This window comes from Plantactinospora solaniradicis, assembly GCF_042658085.1.
GTDB classification, from domain to species: domain Bacteria; phylum Actinomycetota; class Actinomycetes; order Mycobacteriales; family Micromonosporaceae; genus Plantactinospora; species Plantactinospora solaniradicis.
The window spans coordinates 115,187-133,455 of the sequence record NZ_JBHSPR010000032.1 but is presented as its reverse complement, the minus strand read 5'-3'; the positions used below and the strand labels follow the sequence as shown (position 1 = coordinate 133,455).

The 18,269-nt window shown below is 70.1% G+C and carries 16 protein-coding genes; 10 read left to right on the top strand and 6 right to left on the bottom strand.

Annotation, left to right across the window (positions count from 1 at the left end; translation table 11 throughout):
- Window positions 1-48: 48 nt before the first annotated feature.
- From ACFP2T_RS29465 to ACFP2T_RS29445, 5 genes are all read left to right on the top strand, one after another.
- Entirely contained in the window at window positions 49-1,407 is a 1,359-nt protein-coding gene (locus tag ACFP2T_RS29465) for an ABC transporter substrate-binding protein (protein WP_377427312.1), read from the top strand.
- A 128-nt stretch (window positions 1,408-1,535) separates the two neighbouring features.
- Window positions 1,536-2,435: a carbohydrate ABC transporter permease gene (locus ACFP2T_RS29460; protein ID WP_377427309.1), complete on the top strand. Its 900-nt coding sequence runs from the start codon at window positions 1,536-1,538 to the stop codon at window positions 2,433-2,435.
- Window positions 2,432-3,319, top strand: a complete 888-nt coding sequence (locus tag ACFP2T_RS29455) for a carbohydrate ABC transporter permease (protein WP_377427306.1) — start codon at window positions 2,432-2,434, stop codon at window positions 3,317-3,319. The genes ACFP2T_RS29460 and ACFP2T_RS29455 overlap by 4 nt, the downstream gene beginning before the upstream one ends.
- 160 nt (window positions 3,320-3,479) lie before the next feature.
- The gene (locus ACFP2T_RS29450) at window positions 3,480-4,616 is read left to right on the top strand and encodes a glycoside hydrolase 5 family protein (RefSeq protein ID WP_377427304.1); all 1,137 of its coding nucleotides are present in this window, start codon (window positions 3,480-3,482) and stop codon (window positions 4,614-4,616) included.
- A gap of 65 nt (window positions 4,617-4,681) precedes the next feature.
- Entirely contained in the window at window positions 4,682-6,280 is a 1,599-nt protein-coding gene (locus tag ACFP2T_RS29445; protein ID WP_377427302.1) for an FAD-dependent oxidoreductase, read from the top strand.
- Between the two features lie 106 nt (window positions 6,281-6,386).
- Here the strand turns inward: ACFP2T_RS29445 and ACFP2T_RS29440 are convergent, their stop codons facing one another.
- Window positions 6,387-7,928 carry an FAD-dependent oxidoreductase gene (locus tag ACFP2T_RS29440; protein WP_377427299.1) on the bottom strand — a complete coding sequence of 514 codons (1,542 nt, stop codon included), beginning with the start codon at window positions 7,926-7,928 and terminating at the stop codon, window positions 6,387-6,389.
- Window positions 7,929-8,002: 74 nt separating this feature from the next.
- Here ACFP2T_RS29440 and ACFP2T_RS29435 point away from each other — a divergent pair, with 74 nt between their 5' ends.
- Window positions 8,003-8,728, top strand: coding sequence for a helix-turn-helix domain-containing protein (locus tag ACFP2T_RS29435; RefSeq protein WP_377427297.1), 726 nt, complete (start codon window positions 8,003-8,005; stop codon window positions 8,726-8,728).
- A 224-nt stretch (window positions 8,729-8,952) separates the two neighbouring features.
- Here the strand turns inward: ACFP2T_RS29435 and ACFP2T_RS29430 are convergent, their stop codons facing one another.
- Together ACFP2T_RS29430 and ACFP2T_RS29425 are read right to left on the bottom strand one after the other, a co-directional pair.
- Complete coding sequence (locus ACFP2T_RS29430) at window positions 8,953-10,635, bottom strand: amidase (RefSeq protein WP_377427295.1); 1,683 nt, start codon at window positions 10,633-10,635, stop codon at window positions 8,953-8,955.
- A gap of 17 nt (window positions 10,636-10,652) precedes the next feature.
- The gene (locus tag ACFP2T_RS29425; RefSeq protein ID WP_377427293.1) at window positions 10,653-10,955 is read right to left on the bottom strand and encodes a hypothetical protein; all 303 of its coding nucleotides are present in this window, start codon (window positions 10,953-10,955) and stop codon (window positions 10,653-10,655) included.
- A 379-nt stretch (window positions 10,956-11,334) separates the two neighbouring features.
- Here ACFP2T_RS29425 and pyk point away from each other — a divergent pair, with 379 nt between their 5' ends.
- From pyk to ACFP2T_RS29410, 3 genes are all read left to right on the top strand, one after another.
- Window positions 11,335-12,786 (top strand): pyruvate kinase, encoded by a 1,452-nt coding sequence (gene pyk / locus ACFP2T_RS29420; protein ID WP_377427290.1) that lies wholly within the window; start codon window positions 11,335-11,337, stop codon window positions 12,784-12,786.
- 20 nt (window positions 12,787-12,806) lie between these two features.
- Window positions 12,807-13,676: an acyl-CoA thioesterase gene (locus tag ACFP2T_RS29415; protein ID WP_377428030.1), complete on the top strand. Its 870-nt coding sequence runs from the start codon at window positions 12,807-12,809 to the stop codon at window positions 13,674-13,676.
- A gap of 110 nt (window positions 13,677-13,786) precedes the next feature.
- Window positions 13,787-14,353 carry an RrF2 family transcriptional regulator gene (locus tag ACFP2T_RS29410; RefSeq protein ID WP_377427288.1) on the top strand — a complete coding sequence of 189 codons (567 nt, stop codon included), beginning with the start codon at window positions 13,787-13,789 and terminating at the stop codon, window positions 14,351-14,353.
- Between the two features lie 23 nt (window positions 14,354-14,376).
- On the opposite strand, the gene ACFP2T_RS29405 is transcribed toward ACFP2T_RS29410, so the two are convergent.
- Both ACFP2T_RS29405 and ACFP2T_RS29400 read right to left on the bottom strand, forming a co-directional pair.
- Window positions 14,377-15,339 (bottom strand): hypothetical protein, encoded by a 963-nt coding sequence (locus tag ACFP2T_RS29405; protein ID WP_377427285.1) that lies wholly within the window; start codon window positions 15,337-15,339, stop codon window positions 14,377-14,379.
- A complete protein-coding gene (locus ACFP2T_RS29400) occupies window positions 15,339-15,653 on the bottom strand; it encodes a PadR family transcriptional regulator (RefSeq protein ID WP_377427283.1) in 315 nt (104 codons plus the stop codon). The genes ACFP2T_RS29405 and ACFP2T_RS29400 overlap by 1 nt, the downstream gene beginning before the upstream one ends.
- A 121-nt stretch (window positions 15,654-15,774) precedes the next feature.
- Here ACFP2T_RS29400 and ACFP2T_RS29395 point away from each other — a divergent pair, with 121 nt between their 5' ends.
- On the top strand, window positions 15,775-16,689 hold the full coding sequence (locus ACFP2T_RS29395; RefSeq protein ID WP_377427282.1) for a helix-turn-helix domain-containing protein: 915 nt from the start codon (window positions 15,775-15,777) through the stop codon (window positions 16,687-16,689).
- Window positions 16,690-16,743: 54 nt separating this feature from the next.
- Here ACFP2T_RS29395 and ACFP2T_RS29390 read toward each other — a convergent pair whose 3' ends face one another.
- Window positions 16,744-18,252, bottom strand: a complete 1,509-nt coding sequence (locus ACFP2T_RS29390) for a pyridoxal-dependent decarboxylase (RefSeq protein WP_377427280.1) — start codon at window positions 18,250-18,252, stop codon at window positions 16,744-16,746.
- Between the last annotated feature and the right edge of the window lie 17 nt (window positions 18,253-18,269).

Here is an 18,269-nt window from a genome sequence, read left to right as displayed (position 1 = left end):
TACCACCCACACCGAGTGATCCACCACCAACACTGTCCGAGGAGTGTCATGAAAAGCACAAGAACCCGGCTTCTCGCGCTGGCCCTGGCCGTCGCGGCGCTCGCTTCCGTCCCTGGATGCGGCGGGTCGAACAGCGAGTCGTCCGGACCCGTGTCGATAACCGTCGCGGGCATGCCCACGAATCGGCATCCGGAGGAACTCAACAACTTCAACCGAAACATCTCCGACTTCACCAAGGCGAACCCCGACATCAAGGTCGTCGGCGACGAGGCCACCTTCGATGTGCGGACGTTCCAGGCCCTGCTGGCGGGCGGCAAGCTGCCGACCGTCTCCCTCGTCCCCTTCACCGAGATGCGGGGCCTCATCGACCGTAAGCAGATCGCCGACATCACGGGCGCAATCGGCGCAAACTCCGTGGTCAGCCGGATCAACCCGTCGATCCTGAAGGTGACCAAGGATGCGAGCGACCACATCTACGGGGTGCCGATCCAGGCGTACAGCATGGGTCTGTTCTACAACCGGGACCTGTTCAAGAAGGCGGGCCTCGACCCCGACAAACCCCCGACCACGTGGGACGAGGTACGCACAGCCGCGAAGACGATCCAGGCGGCCACCGGCGTACAGGGCTTCGCGAGCATGACGAAGGACAACACCGGTGGCTGGGTGCTCACCGCGATGAGCTACGCCAACGGCAGCACGATCGCGTCGGCGGACGGCAAGCACGCGACCGTCGACAACAACGCCACCCGCAGTGTTCTGGAGTTCTACCGTTCGCTGCGGTGGGAGGACAACACGTTCGGCTCGAACTTCCTGACCGGCTACAACGACACCACGAAGGCGTTCGCGGGTGGCAAGATCGGCATGTTCGTGCAGGGCGCGGACGCGTACAAGGTGGTCGTGTCGAACATGGGCATGAAGCCCGACGACTTCGGCCTCGCGCCGCTGCCGCAAGGGGCCCAGGGGCTGGGTACGCTCGGCGGCGGTACGGTCGCGATCGTCAATCCGCGCGCCTCGGCTGCCGAGACCAGGGCGGCGATCAAGTGGTTGGAGTTCGTCTACTTCCGCAAGTACGACAGCGAGGCGGAGGCCGTAACGGACGCGAAGGCCAAGGCCGCTGACAAGCAACCGGTGGGTGACCCGGCGCTGCCTCTCCTCGACCAGGCGACGACCGACCGGTACCTCGGCTGGGTCAAGGACTACGTCAACGTGCCGCGGCAGAACTACGCCGCGTACTTCGCCACGGCGCAGACGCTGGCCCTGGTTCCGGAGCCGCCGGTAAAGGCGCAGGAGACGTACGGGACACTCGACACCGTGGTCCAGGCGGTTCTGACCCGCCAAGGCGCCGACATCGACGCGCTGCTGAAGGACGCCCAGCGCAAGGTCCAGGCGATCATCGACGCTGGTTGATCATCGCCCGACCGTCCCTGTCGCGGCGCGGTTCCCGCGGCGCGACAGAGATCCGCCCGTGAACAGACGAGGTGATTCCCCTGAGCGCCCCTGCCCGGTCCAGGCCGGCGTACCGCATGCACGAAGTCGTGCCGAGCCGTCGTTCCCGCGGCCTCGTCAGCTGGGTACGCCGGGGCGGACTGTCCACGCTCGTGTTCTTCCTGCCCCTGCTGCTGTCGTTCGGGTTGTTCTCGTGGTGGCCGATCCTCCGGTCGCTGCCGCTCAGCTTCCAGCGCACCAATTTCCTGACCACCGAGTGGGTCGGCCTCGACAACTTCGCCCGAGTCCTGGCCGACCCGCTGCTCCTGACGGCCGCGCTCAACACGCTGTGGTTCGCGGTGCTGGCACTCGTGATCGGTTTCCCCGTGCCGGTGATCCTGGCGGTCTTCATCGCGGAGTTGCGTCGCACCCGGGGACTGGCCTCGGCGCTCGTGTACCTGCCCGTGATCTTCCCGCCCGTGGTCGCCGTCCTGTTGTGGAAGGCGTTCTTCGACCCGAGCCCGACCGGCGTGCTCAACACCATCCTCGGGTGGGTCGGGCTGGGCCCGTTGTCGTGGCTCAACGACGGAGACCTCGCCATGCCCTCGATCGTGCTGCAGGCCACCTGGGCGTCGTTCGGCACTGCGACCATCATCTATCTCGCCACCCTGATGGGCGTACGGACCGAGCTGTACGACGCCGCGGAAACAGACGGGGCGAGTGCGTTCCGGCGGTTCTGGCACGTCACTCTGCCGCAGATGCGCAGCGTGCTGCTCGTGATGCTGCTACTGCAGTTGATCGGCACCTTCCAGGTCTTCACCGAGCCTTACATCATGACCAATGGCGGTCCCGAGAACCGCACGGTCACGATTCTCATGCTGATCTACCGGTACGCGTTCGTCTCCGGGGACTACGGGCGCGCGACGGCCTTGAGCCTACTGCTGGCGATCGCCCTGTCGGGCCTTTCCTGGATCTACCTCTGGGCGACCAAGCACTGGAGCACGTCGTGACCGCCGACGCTGAACGCAGCATCCTGTCCCGTCTCGACCGGCGCCGACCCGGCGTACGGATCGCCCTCGTCGCCGTCCGAGTGCTGGTGTTCGCCGCTCTCGCCATCCTGTGTGTGGGACCGTTGTTCTGGCTGTTCAAGGCCGCGACATCGACCACGACCGAGACGCTCTCCGCGCCGTTCTCGCTCTGGCCGAGCGGGATCCACTGGAACACCTTCGCCGAGGTGTGGACGAAGGTCGACTTCGCGCGCTACTTCGTCAACACGCTCTGGCTCATGGCGGGGACGCTGTTCTTCGGGCTTCTCGTCGCGACGACCGGCGGCTATGGGCTCGCCATCCTGAAGCCGAGGTACGCGAAGGCCGTGTTCGCAGCGATCCTCGCGACGCTGTTCATCCCCGGCGTCATCTCGCTCGTCTCGCTCTACCTGACCGTGATGGATCTGCCGCTCGTGCACGTCAACCTGATCGGAACCCTGTGGGCGGTGTGGCTGCCCGCCTCGGCCAACGCGGTCAACGTGCTGCTCATGCAACGGTTCTTCGCGGCCATTCCGGCCGAACTGTTCGAGGCGGCCCGAATCGACGGCGCGGGTCCCTTCCGGGTCTTCGTCTCGCTCGTGCTGCCGATGTCACGGCCGATCCTGGGCGTGGTGAGCCTGCTGACGCTCGTCGGGGCGTACAAGGAGTTTCTGTGGCCGCTGCTGGTGCTGCCGAGTCCGGAGGACCAACCGATCTCGGTCGCCCTGCCGCGGCTGGAAACCGCTGGCGACTTCGCGCAGTTCATGGGTGCTCTGTTCATCTCCGTGATCATCCCGGTGGGGCTCTTCCTCGTGTTCCAGCGGCAGTTCCTGAGGGCGGCCGGCAACTCGGGAGCGCTGAAGGGGTGAGCGTGGACCTCGACAATCCGGTCCGCGTCGGAACGGACCGCCTCGGCGCGGAGGCACTCGCCGACCCGCGGGGGCAGGGGGCGCATTGGGACGGTCACGACGGTGCAGCCGCGGGTCAGTGGCCGCTCCGGGCGTCGATCCTCGTGGATCGGCTGGGCCGGTGAGCGCATCGGTTCGCTACGGCGTCAATTACCTGCCCAGCCGCGACTGGTGGTACGCGTGGGTCGACTGGGAGGAGGCGGACCTCGCGCGTGACCTCGACGTCATCGCCGGACTCGGCTTCGACCACATACGCATCCAATGCTTGTGGCCGTTGTTCCAACCGAACCCGGCGTACGTCTCCCCGGCCATGCTCAACCGGCTCGTACGCCTGCTCGACCTCGCCGAAGCGCGCAACCTGGCGGTCTGTCCGACCGTGCTCGACGGCTGGCTGAGCGGCTTCGACTTCCGTCCCGCCTGGTTGCGGGATGCCAATCCCTTCACCGATCCAGACGCGGTGGAAGCCGCCGCGATGTTGGTGACCGCAGTCGCCGGAGCCGTCGCGGCGCATCCGGCCCTGTGGTGCGTTGACGTCGCCAACGAGCCGAACGTCCTCATGCGACGGTCCCGGCTCGGATCAGGCGCCTGCGACGACTGGGCGCGCCGCATGGTCACAGCGGCGCGCGCCGGGGCTCCGGGCGTACCGGTGACCGTCGGTATCGACCACGAGCCCTGGATGACCGGCGACTGCCCACTCACGGCGGAGACGGTTGTCGACATCTCGGACCTGGTCGCCATCCACGCCTGGCCGTACTTCACCGGGGCCCTGGCGCGGTTCGGTGACCAGGAGCGCGGCGCGTGGGCGATCCCGGACTACCTGGCCCAGATCGCGTTGGCGATTCTCGGCGGACGGCGGAAGCCGTTGTGGGTACAGGAGGTCGGCGTGTCCGACCTCTGGCTCGAGCGGGCGACGGTGCCGGATTTCGCCGAACGGATGCTGCGGCGGATCGCCGCGATCCCGGAGGTCACCGCCGTGACGTGGTGGGCGTCGCATGACATCGATCGCCGGTTCCGCGGCTTCGACGAACTCGAGTACGGGCTCGGTCTCATCGATGCGGAGAACACCGTGAAGCCGGTCGGGGCGCGGGTCCGCGACGTGATCGCTGAGCTGCGGGCTCACCCCACGCCACCCGAGCTTGCCGGACCTGGCATTTCGATGCCGGTGGGAACTGTTCCGGACCTGGAGTTCGCGTCGGAATGGTTCGCCCGGATGGGAATCGATGCCGGCCCACGCATCGAACGGGAGGGCCGCCGATGAGTGCGGGTGGCCCCCGACCACCGGCCGACCGGCCGAAGAACCGAGGTGCGAAAGGGAACGACTGCGTGAGTACGCAACTGCGGACGGATGTTCTGGTGGTCGGCGGAGGAGTCGGCGGCGTCGCCGCCGCGCTGGCCACCGCCAAGCTCGGCCGCCAAGTGATACTCGCCGAGGCCACCGAGTGGCTCGGCGGCCAGTTCACCAGCCAGGCGGTGCCACCGGACGAGAACGCCTGGATCGAGACCCAGTTGACCGCCGTCAGTTACGCCGACTTCCGACAGCGCATCCGCCGTCACTACCGCGACAACTACCCACTGACGCCGCGGGCCGCCGCCGATCCGCTGCTCAACCCGGGCCTGGGCCACGTCAGTCGGTTGTGCCATGAACCCCGCTCCGCCCTCGCCGTCATCGATCAGATGCTGGCACCGTGGCAGTCCGCCGGTCGCGTGACGGTCCTGCTGCGGCACGAACCGGTCGCGGTCGACACCACCGGGGAGCAGATCACCGCGGTCACTCTGCGCCGCCCCGACGGCAGCGACGTCACCGTCACCGCCGACTACATCCTCGACGCCACCGAACTCGGCGACCTGCTGCCGTTGGCCGGGGTCGAGCACGTCATCGGCGCCGAAGGCCAGGACGCCACCGACGAACCTCACGCGCTGCCGGTTGCTGACCCGCTCAACCAGCAGGCGATCTCGTGGTGCTTCGCCCTGGAGCACCGGCCCGGCGAGGACCACACCATCGACCGCCCGGCAGGCTACGACTTCTGGCGTACCACGGTCGCCCCGTTTTGGCCCGGCCCGCAGCTGTCCTGGATCGACGTCGAACCGGTCACCCTCAGCACGCGCAATCGGCCCATCTTTCGCGGCGACCCCGGCAGTGGGCCCGCCGACGACCTGTGGCATTACCGGCGCATCCTGGCCGCCCGCCAGTTCACCGGTACCGCCTTCGCCGACGTCACCATGGTCAACTGGCCGCAGATCGACTACTGGCAGACCCCGCTGCTCGGTGTCGACGACGCCACCCGGGCCACCGCGCTCGACGGCGCCCGCGACCTGTCGCTGTCGTTCCTGTACTGGATGCAGACCGAGGCGCCGCACCCGGTCGGCGACGGCGCCGGATACCCCGGGCTACGGCTCCGGGGCGACATCACCGGAACCGCCGACGGACTCGCCATCGCCCCCTACATTCGCGAATCACGCCGCATCCAGGCCGAGTTCACCGTCCTGGAACAGCACGTCGGCGTCGATGCCCGCCCACCCGGGGCCGGCAGCCAGATCTTCGCCGACAGCGTCGGCATCGGCCACTACCGCATCGACCTGCACCCCAGCACCGCCGGGCGCACCTACGTCGACATCGAGTCGTACCCGTTCCAGATCCCGCTCGGCGCCCTCATCCCGATCCGGGTCGACAACCTGCTCGCCGCCGGCAAGAACATCGGTACCACCCACATCACCAACGGCTGCTACCGGCTGCACCCGGTCGAGTGGAGCATCGGCGAGGCCGCCGGCGCGATGGCGGCGTACTGCCTCGACCGAGGTGTACCACCCCGCAAGGTCCGTACCGACCACACCCACCTGGCCGACTACCAGCGGCTGCTCACCGACACCCTCGGCGTCACCCTCGGCTGGCCGGACGAGATCCGCAGACACCGAGCACCGTGAGTCTGCCCGGAAGAGCGATCCTCTTCGACCTGGACACCGCGGCGCGCTCGCCCCGTCTTCCAGCCGCGGCGACGACGGACCGCACCGGGAGGGAGGATCCGAGGACCTATGTGGCGGTCCAGGCGATGACCTGACCGCGCTCGACGAGTCGGGATTGGAGTCGGGCAACGTCGATGTCCTGCACGTCGGTGTGTTCGCGCAGGGACTGCACCGCGGCAACTGCCGCGGACTCGGCCAGGACGCAGAACACGGGCTCCATCCGGGTTGCCGCGTAGCCGATGTGAGTGGCGGACAGGCAGACCGGGACCAGCAGGTTTCCGCAGTCGGACTGCTTCGGGGTGACAGCCCGATAGGGAATCGGATACGGCTCGCCGGTGCCCATGTGGCCGCCGAGAAACATGTCGCCCTCAGTCGCCACACCGAGCTTCCCGGTCTCCGGATCACGGTACGGAATCCGCCGTACCGGGTAGACGTCCACGCCGAACAGCGCGAGGCCGATGCTGTCGCTGGGATCGGTCTGGTTGGCAACGTCCGCGTAGGTGACGGTGTAGATCCCGGCGAGCCGCCGCGACACCCGTACGTAGAGCTGCGGTGGCCAGCCGTCGGTGTCCGGGAAGACGCTCGCGTCCAGGCCGTAGGTCGCTGTCTCCGCCCGGAACTCCTCAGGTACGGCGGGATCGGTCGACAGGAAGTGGTGGATACCGCGGAGATAGTCGATGTGGTGGCGCCACAGTCGCGAACGGTCGTTCCAGTCGCCATCCTGGTAACGGCGGCTCACTCCGACGGGAGCGTTGGTGATCAGCGACGCGCGCTGGTAGTTGTACTCACCCGAGTTGAGCCAACCGGGGAAGATGCCGCGCAGCGCTTCGACGTCGGATCCCAGATGTCGGACGTAACGCCGTACCAGTTCGAAGTCGTCGGGAGCATAGTCCTCGGGCGGAGTGAGCTCGGCCCGACGTGCCGGGTCGGCCGTGACGTAGAAGCGGAAGTTGTACGCCTGCGTGTAGTCGTCGGCCGCGCCGATGGGCAGACCGTGATCCGGTTCTACCAGTGCCAGCAGTCCGCTCGTGCTGTCGCCCGGTACGACGTACGGGTCGATAGGCGTGCGGTTCGTGACCGGGCGAACGCCGGCGATCTGCTCGCCGAAGGCGTCTCGTGACTCGCGTCCGGTACGGTAGGGGACCTTGGCCAGTGCCATCAGGTCGCCCTCGTACGAAGCGTCGATGAAGACCGCCGCCTGCACGACGATGTCGGGAACCGACTCCGAAGCAGGCAACGGAACAGCCCACCGGTCCGGCTGCGAGGTCTCCAGCTGGACGGCGGTGATGCGGTTGCCTTCTCGGCTCACCGAACGGACGCGGCGCTCGAAGATCACCTCGACGCCGGCACTCTTGATCCACTCGTGGAGAGCCAGCATGACGTTGCGGGGGTTGTCCCCGAAGCCGAAGACCACGTCGCTGGTCAGGCCGCCCGCGATCGCGGGAATCGGGCAGTCCTGCCGGGGCTTGATACCCGAGCTCAGCATGCCGCCAAGCCAGCGGCTCGGCTCGATGAGGATCACGGACGCGCCCTCCTGATGCGCCGTCATCGCGGCGATGCAACCCGCGGGCGTTCCTCCGTAGACACAGACATCGGCTGTAGTCGTCATAACCATGCACTCTGCCGCTGCGGGAATCCCCTTGGGCATAGCAATTCCGGCTGTCCGCATATACTTTCTTGGCCATGGTGACGCTGGACGGCTACCTGCTCGCCCCGTCCCGGGACCAGTTCAGCCTCAGTTTCGACAGGTACGACGACTGGTGCCTGCTGCTGCCGAGGACCGGATCCTTCACCTTCGAGGTCTCCGGCGGACCGCGAGGGGTGTCGAAGCACGGCGACATCGTCGTCTGCCCGCCGGGCGGCACGCTCTGGCGCCGGATGCAGACTCCGACATCCTTCTTCCACGCGCGCTTCAGCACAGAACTGGAGCCGCCGATCGGCCGTACGCGCCTACCGGACGTCGACCGGTTCCGCGCCGACCTAGCGATGCTCGAAGCCGCCGAAGCCCACCCCGGCCTGGTGGCCGCTCACGTTGTCACCGACCTCATCCTGATGATGCTCCGCGCCCACCGCGGCGCGCCCGGAGACGAGCTGGTGCGGCAAGCGACAGCGTTGATCCTGGACCACTTCGCCTCTGCGGACCTTTCGCTCGGTGGTCTGGCCGCCACACTCGGCATCAGTCCAACGCAGCTCTCACGACGATTCCGAGCCGTCCGGGGCGTTACGCCGGTCGCATACCTCCGCGGGGTCCGGCTGCAGAAGGCACGGGAGCTGCTGACCGAGACCGACGACACACTGCGGGCGATCGCCGAGCGCTGCGGGTACCGGAGCGCGTTCTACTTCAGCCGGGTCTTCAGCAACCACACCGGCCAGTCACCATCGCAGTACCGGCACGACAGCCGCGTCTGAGTGACGAGGGACGCCGCAGCCGACGCCCCGCGCGACGAAGTCCCTCGGCCCGGAGGCCGGTCACCTGTTCCGGCGGCTCCCGCTCGACCCGGTCGGGTCGGTTCGATCGGGAGCGGCAAGCCGTGGCGCGGACGCCGACCCGGATCAGTTCCTCGTCGTCGGTGTCGGCCGGTCCGTGGCAGAGGTAGTACGCCAACTCGCCCGGCTTGCCCTCCCGCCAGCGCTTACTGGGTCAGCTCGGCCACCTGGTCGGCGGTGAGCCGGCCCCGGGACTCGTCCGGTTCGGCCGCCGCGACGGTGCCGCGCGCGGCCCGGGCGCCGGCCGCCGGAGCCGGCGGGTCCGCCGGCCGGCGCCAGTGCCAGTCGGTGACCTCCTGGTACGCGGCCACCACCGACAACAGCCGGTCTTCGGCGTACGGCAGGCCGCCGAGGATCGTGCCGATCGGTACGCCAGCGCTACTGAACCCGATCGGGAAGGCGATCTCCGGCAGGCCGAGGATGTCGAACGGCACCGGACTCGTCTGCACCACCACGTCGCAGGCGTCGAAGAGTTGGTCGAGCACCCGTTCCAGGAACAGCAGCTTGGCCCGCTGCCCGGTGATGAACTCGTTGCCGCCGAGCAGCGCGCCCTGCAACCAGCTCGTCACCGCGACCCCGAAACCGCGCAGGTCGGTACGGAGGTATGGCATGAACGGCTCGCTGCGTTCCGGCAGCCGGATGTTGTTGAAGGTGTTGCCGCCGAGCAGGTCCCACTCGTCCGGCAGCGGTACGTCGACCAGCGTGGCGCCGGAGATCGCGGCCAACTCGGCGAGGAACGCCTGCCGGGCCAGCGCGGTCGCCGAGGTGCCGGTGGCGTACCCGGGCAGTACGCCGATCCGGGTCTTCCAGCGCAGCTTGACCCGCCTGCCGGCGTACACCGGGGTGGCCGCCTCGATCAGCCGGGGTACCGCGGGTAGGCCCTGGCTGCGCGGGTCGGCAGGGTCCTCGCCGGCCATCGCGGTCAGCATGATCGCGGCGTCCTTGGCGTCGCGGGCCAGCGGTCCGGGATGGTCCCTGGTGTAGCTGAGCGGGATGATCCCGTTCAACGAGACCCGGCCCATGGTCGGCTTGATCCCGGTCAGGTTCTGCGCGTTGGACGGCGCGGTGATCGAGCCGCCGGTCTGGGTGCCGGTGCCGGCGGTGGCCATCCGGCCGGCGACCGCGGTGGCGGTGCCGGTCGACGAGCCGCCCGGATCGGTGTCGGGGTTGGTCGGCGTCCAGGCGTTGACCGTGGTGATCACGCCGGCCGGGGTGGTGGCCCGGGTGGTCGCCAGCGGGCCCATCTGGGTCTTGCCGAGCACGATCGCACCGCTGGCCTTGAGCCGGGCCACCGCCGTGGCGTCGAACGGCGGCACGAAGTCCTGGAACAGGTACGAGTTCGCGGTGGTCGGCACGCCCGCCGTGTAGTAGTTGTCCTTGATCGCGAGCGGGATGCCGTGCAGCGCGCCGGTGTGCGACCGGCGGGTGGCGGCCCGGGCCGTGGCGAGCGCCGCGTCGGCGAGCACGAGGTTGAACGCCTGGTACGTGCCGTCGTGGCTGCCGATCCGGGCCAGGTATGCCTCGACAAGCTGTTCCGGGCTGAGCTTGCCGGCGCGGATCAGCCAGGCGGCCTCGGCGATGGTCAGCTCGCTCGGGTCGGCCAGCGCCTCGGGACGGGGCCGACGGTACGCGTCGGGCCGGTCCAGCGCCGGGTTCGGCTTCCCGGCGTTGCCGTGTCCGCCCGGGGTGAGGGTGGCGGGCCCGTGCGCGGTGGCCGTGCCCGGAAGTGCGATGGCGGTGCCGACGGTGCCGGCGGCGGCGAGCGCGGCGGCGCGGGCCAGGAACGCCCGCCGGTCGACCGTCCGGTCCACGGGTTCGAAGGAGTCCACGGGTTCGAGGGTGGAGGTCACGACTGCCGCCATTCCGTGCTGATCGAGGGATAGAGCATCGGCGCCGCCTGCTGGGAGAGCGCCTTCGCCACCTCCGGGTCGGTCCCGGCGGGGGCGGGCATCTGGTACGCGGCCAGCGCGCCCACGGTGCCCCGGACGAAGGAGCGCAGCGAGGCGAGAACGGAGTCCTGGCCGGGCGATCCGGTCTCCGGGTCGGTGGCGGTACCGGGCGGGAGCTGATCGAGGTCGATGCCCAGGCTGGCGAGTCGGGCCCGGATCATGACGTTGAGTTCGGCGTCGGTGGGCGGGGTGGGTGCCATGGCTCTCCTCGGACGTTGGGGGTGCCGGGGTGACGACGTGTCGACCAGGGGCGCTGTCTTGATCAACATCGTTGACCACCGACTGTGGGTCCGGACGGTATCGGCGCGATAACGGCAAGATCACGTCGCGGTGAACCGTGCGGCGGCGGCGTACACTTTTGCTCGGGCGTCGTTGCCGTCCGTGTGCGACCCGGAGCAGATCAGGCCGGGAACACGCGGCAGGGGCGGCGGGGGTAGGCTCGGCGCCGCGCGGTCGCTGATGCCCGCCGACAACGTCCCGGTGTGACGTACCCGCCGGTCACCTTCCCGCCGCGAGACGTTGGTCAACCGTTTGGCTTCCGAGGGTCTGGCGGGCCGATCCGAGAGAGAGACTAGCCTGATGGCCGTGACACGCCGCGCGAAGATCGTCTGCACCCTTGGCCCCGCGACCTCCTCACCGGAGCGCATTCGTGGGCTCGTCGAGGCGGGCATGGACGTAGCCAGGCTCAACTTCAGCCACGGCAGCCACGCTGACCACGAGCAGGTGTACCACCTGGTCCGCGAGGCTGCCCGGACCACCGGCAACGCGGTGGCGATCCTGGCCGACCTACAGGGCCCCAAGATCCGGCTGGGTCGGTTCGCGGACGGTCCGCACGAGTGGCGTACCGGCGACTCCGTGGTGATCACCGGGGACGACATCATCGGCACCCGGGACCGGGTCTCCTGCACCTACCAGAAGCTGCCGGCCGAGGTGAAGCCCGGTGACCGGCTGCTCATCGACGACGGTCGGGTCGCGGTCGAGGTCAGCGACGTGCAGGGCAACGACATCCGGGTGCTGGTCACCGAGGGCGGCCCGGTCTCCAACAACAAGGGCGTGTCGCTGCCCAACGTCGCGGTCAGCGTGCCGGCCATGTCTGACAAGGACGCCGCCGACCTGCGCTTCGCGCTCGGCCTCGGCGTCGACATGGTGGCGCTGTCGTTCGTCCGCTCGCCCGACGACATCAAGCTGGCGCACGGGATCATGCAGGAGGTCGGCGTGCACCGGCCGGTGATGGCGAAGGTGGAGAAGCCGGAGGCGGTGACCCACCTGGAGGCGATCGTCGACGCCTTCGACGGCATCATGGTGGCCCGGGGCGACCTCGGTGTCGAGCTTCCGCTCGACGAGGTGCCGCTGGTGCAGAAGCGTGCCGTGCAGCTCTGCCGGGAAAACGCCAAGCCGGTCATCGTGGCCACCCAGATGCTGGACTCGATGATCGAGAACTCCCGGCCGACCCGCGCGGAGGCGTCCGACGTCGCCAACGCGGTGCTCGACGGCGCCGACGCGGTGATGCTCTCCGGCGAGACCAGCGTCGGCAAGTACCCGGTGCTCACGGTGAGCACCATGGCCAAGATCGTGACGACCACCGAGTCCGGGTCGATCGGCGTGCCGCGGTTGCAGCACGACCCGCGTACCCACGGTGGCGCGCTGACCGTCGCCGCCTCCCAGATCGCCAAGGCCATCGGCGCGAAGGCCCTGGTGGCGTTCTCGCAGACCGGTGACACGGTCCGGCGGCTGTCCCGGCTGCACTGCGACCTGCCGCTGCTGGCCTTCACCCCGGTACCCGAGGTCCGGGACCAGCTTGCCCTCTCCTGGGGCGTCGAGACCTTCCTGATGCCGTTCGTCCAGCACACCGACGACATGTTCCGGCAGGTCGACCAGGCGCTGGTCGGGCTCAACCACGCCAACCCGGGCGACTACGTGGTGATCGTCGCCGGTACCCCGTCCGGCACCCCCGGCTCCACCAACACCCTCCGGGTGCACCAGCTCGGCACGCTGGTCGACGCGACGTCGGCGGCCCGGGCCCGGCAGTGAGTTCCGGGAGTGGACCCGAGCTGATCGTCGGACAGGCCGCGGTCGACCAGTTGCTCGACGTCCTCGACCTGCGGCAGCTCGACGAGATGACGTTCCGGGGCACCAGCCCACCGGTCGGCCCCCAGCGGGTCTACGGCGGTCAGGTCGCCGGTCAGGCCCTGGTCGCCGCCGGCCGGACCGTGGACCCGTCCCGGGTCGTGCACTCCCTGCACGGCTACTTCGTCCGCCCCGGCGACCCGGCCGAGCCGATCGAGTACCAGGTGGAGAACATCCGGGACGGACGCTCCTTCTCGGTACGCCGCTCCGTCGCGCTCCAGCACGGGAAGACGATCTTCTTCATGTCCGCCTCGTTCCACCGCCAGGAGGAGGGGCTCGACCACCACGCCCCGACCCCGGTCGACGTGCCACCGCCGGACGAGGTGCCGACGATGGCCGACCGGCTGGCCCGGTACCCGGAACGGCTGGGCATCTGGGGGACGATCCCGCGCCCGATCGACGTCCGGTACGTCGGCGAACCGGGCTGGGTCGCTCCCGGCGACCGGCCGGTCGATCCGCACCAACGGGTCTGGATGAGGATCGACGGCAAGCTGCCGGACGACCCGCTGCTGCACGCGTGCGCGCTCACCTTCGCCTCCGACATGACGCTGCTCGACTCGGTCCTCTCGGTGCACGGCGAGGTGTGGGGACCGGGCGGCATGGTGGGGGCGAGTCTCGACCACGCCCTGTGGTTCCACCGCCCGTTCCGGGCCGACGAGTGGTTCCTCTACGACTGCTGGAGCCCGTCGGCCTCCGGGGGTCGGGGGCTGGCCACCGGTCGGATGTTCACCGTCGACGGCCGGCAGATCGCCAGCGCTGTACAGGAGGGTCTGCTCCGCCGCGTCGGCGGTTGACCCGGGTGGCCTTCGGCGGTTGACCGGGCGGGCTTTAACCCATCGGGCTGCGGGGGCGGCTCGGGGGTCCGGCGGGGGGCAGACCCGATGACCGGACTAACCTTGCCGGCATGCGTCTCTCCGCCCGGGTCGACTATGCGCTGCGTGCCGTCGCTGAACTCGCCGCACGCGCCGAGGAAGGCGCGTCGGGCCCGCGTCCCGCCGTCGGCTCCGGAACCGGGGGCCGAGCCCGACCCGGTGCCGGTGGCCCGCCGGGCGAAGCGGCCCGGACCGGGACGCCGCCCCAGCGGCCGACGCCGGTCACCGCCGACCAGATCGCCCGGACCCAGGAGATTCCGCCGAAGTTCCTGGAGAGCATCCTGTTGCAGTTGCGCCGGGGCGGCATCGTGCACGCCCAGCGGGGCCCGGAGGGCGGATACTGGCTGGCCCGCGCGGCGGCGGAGATCTCGCTGGCCGAGGTGATCCGGGTGATCGACGGCCCGTTGGCCAACGTCCGGGGCCAGCGCCCGGAGGATCTCGGCTACCAGGGCGCGGCGCGGGCGCTCCAGGAGGTTTGGATCGCCCTGCGGGCCAGCGAGCGGGAGATCCTCGACTCGGTCACGATCGCCGACGTGGCGGGCGGCAAACTGCCCGACCGGGTCCGCGAGTTGGCGGCCGATCCGAACGCCTGGATCTGACGACGAACGGGTCGGCAGCGAGGTCAGCCCGCCGCGCCGTCAGATCGGACGGGCCCGACGGTCGGCACCGGGCGACGCGCCACGACCGATCCGGTCAGCCCGAACGCGTACACCGTGCAGGCGGTGAGCGCCGACGGCAACAGCGCGACCGCGTCGGAGAGCTGTAGGTAGGTGTTGTCGACCAGTCCCGGGTCGATGCCGCTGATCGCGCTCAGGTACCAGTACGGTGCGGACCCGCGCGGGGCCCGGACGGCGTCGATGGAACTCCAGACGTACCCGATGGTGCTCAGGGTGAGCAGTACCAGTCCGCCGACGACACCGGTGAGCCAGGCCCTGGCGACCCGACCGCGCTCCACGGCGGTCCGGAGCAGTCGGCAGGTCACGGCGGTTCCGGCGGACCAGCACAGGACGGCCAGTGTGGACGAGCCCGGCGTCTCGCCGAGCACCACGCCCACCCCGGGCAGGGCCGCGATGGCGAGCAGCCCGACGGCGAGCGCGGTGGGTGCCAGTGCCCACGCGGCGGGGACTGCGCCGGTACGGCCCAGCCGGCGCCCGAGCCACCAGGCGAGCAACCCGACGGGCAGCAGCGACAGGCTGTGGATCATCGACGCGGTCCGTTCCACGTCGATGCCGAGGGCCACCATCAGGTTCAAGACCGGTCCGGTGGCCACCATCAGCACCAGCAGCGCGATCGTGAGGCCCAGCGGGATCAGCAGCAGCCTGGCCAGGGCGAGCACGCCGGTACGGGCCCGAGCCATGCTCAACGCCTGCGCGCCACGGACGACCCGGTCCCAGAGGGCGCACCAGGTCACGTCGGCGAGGTCGCGTACCGGGGTGGGGGAGTGGGTCAGCAGGTCGGCGATCTCCGGGCCGTAACGCTCCCGGATCGGGCGGGGATAGAGCGCCAGCACGGTGTCGACCAACCGCGCCAGGACGGTGTGGACCAGCCGCACCGGTGCACCGTCGCCGGAACGTCGGCGTGGCATCAGGCCACCGCCAGCCGGCGGAGGCCGGTGCTGACGACGGTACGCATCCGCTCCAGTTCCGTACCGAGGGCGGCCCGTCCGGCGTCGGTCAGCCGGTACGGGCGGCGCCGATCCTGCTCGGCCAGCGCCTCGATGTAACCGTGTTCCTCCAGGCGTCGGATCGCGCCGTAGAGCGTTCCCGGGCCGGGCCGCTGACCGGTCAGGCCGGCGATGTCGTCCTGCATCGCGTACCCGTGTCGCGGGCCGGCGGCCAGGCTGATCAGGACGAGCAGCGCGGGTTCGGAGAACCTGCCCAGGTCGGATAGTCCGGACACGACGCCACCTCCCAACTACTACGTCCGGCGTAGCATCGCACCACGTAGCAGTCCCGGTCAACCGATCTCGGCCCGATAATGGGGTTGAGTCTCCAGCTACTGGAAGGTCGATGCTCGTTCCGTGAACGACCGCACGGAGCTGTTCACCATCGGACAGCTCGCCCAACGCACCGGCCTGTCGGTCCGGACCATCCGGTTCTGGTCGGACATCGGCGTCATCCCGCCGACCGCCCGCTCGGCGGGCGGATACCGGCTCTACGACGCCGAGGCGCTGGCCCGGCTAGACCTGGTGCGGACGCTGCGCGAACTCGGGCTGGACCTCAGCACCGTCGGACGGATCCTGGCCCGGCAGAGCACGGTGGCCGACGTCGCGCGGGCCCACGCCCAAGCGCTGGACACCGAGATCCGCACGCTCCAGTTGCGCCGCGCGGTGCTGCGGTCGATCGCCCGCCGGAACAGTACGACCGAGGAGATGAGTGTGATGAACAGACTGGCCAGACTCTCCGCCGAGGAGCGGCAGCGGATGATCGACGACTTCGTCGACCGTACGTTCGAGGGCCTCGACCCGAAAGCCACCGGGGCGCAGATCGCCCAGGGGATGCGGCAGATGCCGGCCGAGCTGCCCGACGATCCCACACCCGAGCAGGTGGACGCCTGGCTCGAACTGGCCGAACTCGTCAGCGACGCCAGCTTCAGCCAGCGGGTCCGGGAGATGGCGATGGCCGGCGCGCAGGGCGGAGGCCCGGCCGGGCCGCCCCGCTACGACTCCGCCGAGGTGATCGAGCATGCCGGGCGCGCGGTGGATGCCGCTGTGGCTCCCGACTCGGCACAGGGCCGGGCCGTCCTGGACCGGCTCGTGGATCCGGAGGTGCCCGCCGACGAGCGGATCCGGATCGCCGACGAGTTGGAGACGTTCACCGACCGCCGGGTCGAGCGGTACTGGCAGCTCATCGGGGTGCTGAACGACCGCCCGTCGTTTCCGCCCAGGGTGCCGATCTTCGAGTGGTTCATCGCCGCGCTCCGGGTGCCCCGCTGAGCCGGTCCTCCCGCGCCGGGCGGCGGCATCCGATGCCGCCGCCCGGCGACGATCTCAGGACCGCCGGACCGGCAGTGCCGTGGCGGCCTCGGTGATCAGCCGCCAGGCCTCGGCCACGTGTTCCTCCCGGGTGTACGGCGAACCGACCGCCAGCCGCAGCGTGTGCCGCTCGTCGACCCGGGTGTGCGTCAGGTAGACCCGGCCGGTGCCGTTGACCCGGTCGAGCAGTTCGGCGTTCGCCCGGTCCACGTCGGCGTCCCTGCCGCTGACGTCGGCGTCCCTGCCGTCCGGGTCACCGGTGTCGCCGGTGCCGGTACCGGCGCGCAGCCGGAAGCAGACCAGCGAGAACGGGTGCGGTGCCACCACCTCGAAGCGCTCGTCGGCCCGGACCCACCCGGCGAACCGGTCGGCCAGCGCCACCCCCGTGCGGACGTGCGCCCGCAGCCCCTCGGCGCCGTACCAGCGCAGCACGAACCAGAGTTTCAGGGACCGGAACCGCCGGCCCAGCGGCACCTGCCAGTCGCGGTAGTCGATCACCGCGCCGGACTCGGTCGCCGCGTTGCGCAGGTACTCCGGCAGGATGCTCAGCGCCTCGATCAGTTCGGCCCGGTCGGCCACCCAGAACGCGTCGCAGTCGAACCCGGTGAGCAGCCACTTGTGCGGATCGAAGCAGTACGAGTCGGCGTAGGACAGTCCGGCGTGCGTGTAGCGCAGCTCGGGACAGATCGCGGCGGACCCGGCGTACGCGGCGTCGACGTGCAGCCAGACGCCGTACTCCTGGCAGATCTCGCCGATCGCGGGCACCGGGTCGACCGCGGTGGTCGACGTCGTGCCGATGGTCGCGACCACCGCCGTCGGGACCAGCCCGGCGGCCCGGTCGGCCCCGATGGCCGCCCGCAGTGCCGCCGGGTCCATCGCCAGCGTGCCGGGATCGACCTCGACGGTCCGGACGGCCTCGTCGCCGAGCCCGGCGATCCGGGCCGCCTTCTCGATCGAGGAGTGCCCCTGGGTGGAGGTGTAGATCCGGTGCCGCCGCTCGACGCCGTGCTCGCGCCACCGTCCGCCGCCGGCCCGGTGCAGCGCGACCAGCACCGCGACCAGGGTGGCCGAGGAGGCCGAGTCCTGGATGACGCCGCCTCCGCGACCGGTGGACCGGAACCGGTCCGGCAGGTCGAGCAGTTCGGCCAGCCAGTCCAGCATCACCGTCTCCACCTCGGTACAGGCCGGTCCGGTGGACCACAGCATCCCCTGCACGCCGAGGCCGGCGCTGACCAGGTCGCCGAGCACGCTCGGCCCGGAGGTGTTGGCCGGGAAGTACCCGAAGTACCCGGGGTGCTGCCAGTGGGTGACGCCGGGAGCGACCACCGTCTCCAGGTCGGCGAGGATCCGGTCGAACTCCTCGCCCCGCTCGGGCGGGCGGGCCGGCAGCCGGGCGGCGACCGAACCGGGCGGGTCGGTCGGAAGGACCGGCCGCTGGTCGAGGCTGGACCAGTAGTCGGCGATCCAGTCGACGACCGCGTGCCCGTGCCGACGGAACTCGTCCGGGGTCATATGGTTGGCCATGACCCGAGTCGATCAGG

What these genes read in the sequence shown, in the direction of transcription:
- ACFP2T_RS29405 (WP_377427285.1), bottom strand. Translation starts at nt 15,339, where the DNA reads ATGCCACGCCGACGTTCCGGCGACGGTGCACCGGTGCGGCTGGTCCAC.
- ACFP2T_RS29410 (WP_377427288.1), top strand. Translation starts at nt 13,787, where the DNA reads ATGCGTCTCTCCGCCCGGGTCGACTATGCGCTGCGTGCCGTCGCTGAA.
- ACFP2T_RS29390 (WP_377427280.1), bottom strand. Translation starts at nt 18,252, where the DNA reads ATGGCCAACCATATGACCCCGGACGAGTTCCGTCGGCACGGGCACGCG.
- ACFP2T_RS29440 (WP_377427299.1), bottom strand. Translation starts at nt 7,928, where the DNA reads ATGACGACTACAGCCGATGTCTGTGTCTACGGAGGAACGCCCGCGGGT.
- ACFP2T_RS29425 (WP_377427293.1), bottom strand. Translation starts at nt 10,955, where the DNA reads ATGGCACCCACCCCGCCCACCGACGCCGAACTCAACGTCATGATCCGG.
- ACFP2T_RS29435 (WP_377427297.1), top strand. Translation starts at nt 8,003, where the DNA reads ATGGTGACGCTGGACGGCTACCTGCTCGCCCCGTCCCGGGACCAGTTC.
- pyk (WP_377427290.1), top strand. Translation starts at nt 11,335, where the DNA reads ATGGCCGTGACACGCCGCGCGAAGATCGTCTGCACCCTTGGCCCCGCG.
- ACFP2T_RS29465 (WP_377427312.1), top strand. Translation starts at nt 49, where the DNA reads ATGAAAAGCACAAGAACCCGGCTTCTCGCGCTGGCCCTGGCCGTCGCG.